We start from the raw sequence: 1,129 nt of genomic DNA, 5'->3' as shown, positions 1-1,129 counted from the left end.
CTGGTTCCGGGAACGGTACCTGCCGACCGGCGACGGCCTCGACGACTGGCGGGTCTCACCGTTGGCGGCCGACGACCTGTCGAACCTTCCACCGGCGCTGATCATCACCGCCGAGTTCGACCCGCTTCGGGATCAGGGCATCGCCTACGCGGAGCAGCTCCGCGCGGCCGGCGTACCGGTCGAGCACACGAACTACGACGGGCAGGTCTGTAATTTGAATCGCTAGCTGGACTGACTTTTGCAAGCTCCTTAAGGTTTCTTCATCCACTGGCTCCACTGACTGAATGTCAATATTGGTAATTACTAGGTTATTGGCTCGGAAACGAAATTCATCTCGAATATGACCTTCTTCATCAGTGCCAAACACCGCCAGTCGGATAATCCGGGCTGAATTGCGGTGAAATTCATCAAATTTTTCCCCTGCTACAGCACCCCGCACTCGGGATGCGATCGCTTTACAAGTATCTCCCACAAAATCAGGTACTTGAAACAGTCTAGCTGCAGTTTGTTCATCGTGTCTGTCCACATCAAAGTACCAGTTATAGGACAGCTGTAGCTGTAATCTGGTATGGTCTGCTGTCTCTACGGTAAAGATATCGGTCATAAAATCAGGACCGAGTAATAAGGCTAAGGATTTAATTACATTAGGTCGTTTGGGCTTGCTACCTGACAAAGAAAGCACAGTAAAGGCTTCATCTGGTTCGAGCATCACCAAGTCCGGTCCAAATACAGTTCTTGCAGTTCTGTTTTTATAATCATGAAGTTGTACAGCAGCATTTTGAGGAATATGAAACACAACTGCTCTAGTCTTATCCCGTTGGGATAGACGTTGGCGTACTCCTGATTTTTGCTCGGACTGATCCCCTCCAGCTACAGAATCCTGACCACGTCCAGACAATGGGTCTATTTTTTGCATCAACAGTTCCTCAACTACCGATGGCAGTTGAGGAACTGTTGATGCAAAAAATAGACCCAACAGTTCCTCAACTACCGATGGCAGTTCTTTTTCCCAAAGCTTCTCATAGGGAGTGAGCATATAAGCCTGAGGACCACCGACCAGTTTGAGTTCACCAGTCTGAATATTACGCACATAGATACCTTCATTCTTATCAAGGGGAATCGCTTGACG

Annotated in this window: 1 protein-coding gene and 1 pseudogene; one reads left to right on the top strand and one right to left on the bottom strand. The window is 48.8% G+C overall.

Annotated elements, in window-relative coordinates:
• The first annotated feature begins 61 nt into the window (after window positions 1-61).
• Complete coding sequence (locus tag F6K38_RS42730; RefSeq protein ID WP_287360962.1) at window positions 62-226, top strand: alpha/beta hydrolase fold domain-containing protein; 165 nt, start codon at window positions 62-64, stop codon at window positions 224-226.
• Between the two features lie 48 nt (window positions 227-274).
• Here the strand turns inward: F6K38_RS42730 and F6K38_RS42725 are convergent.
• A pseudogene (locus F6K38_RS42725) lies at window positions 275-1,090 on the bottom strand (colicin uptake protein); the annotation flags it as partial.
• Window positions 1,091-1,129 lie beyond the last annotated feature (39 nt).

Origin of the sequence: Moorena sp. SIO3B2, assembly GCF_010692525.1 — a bacterium.
Lineage (GTDB): Bacteria > Cyanobacteriota > Cyanobacteriia > Cyanobacteriales > Coleofasciculaceae > Moorena > Moorena producens.
This window is presented reverse-complemented; position numbering and strand designations above follow the sequence as displayed.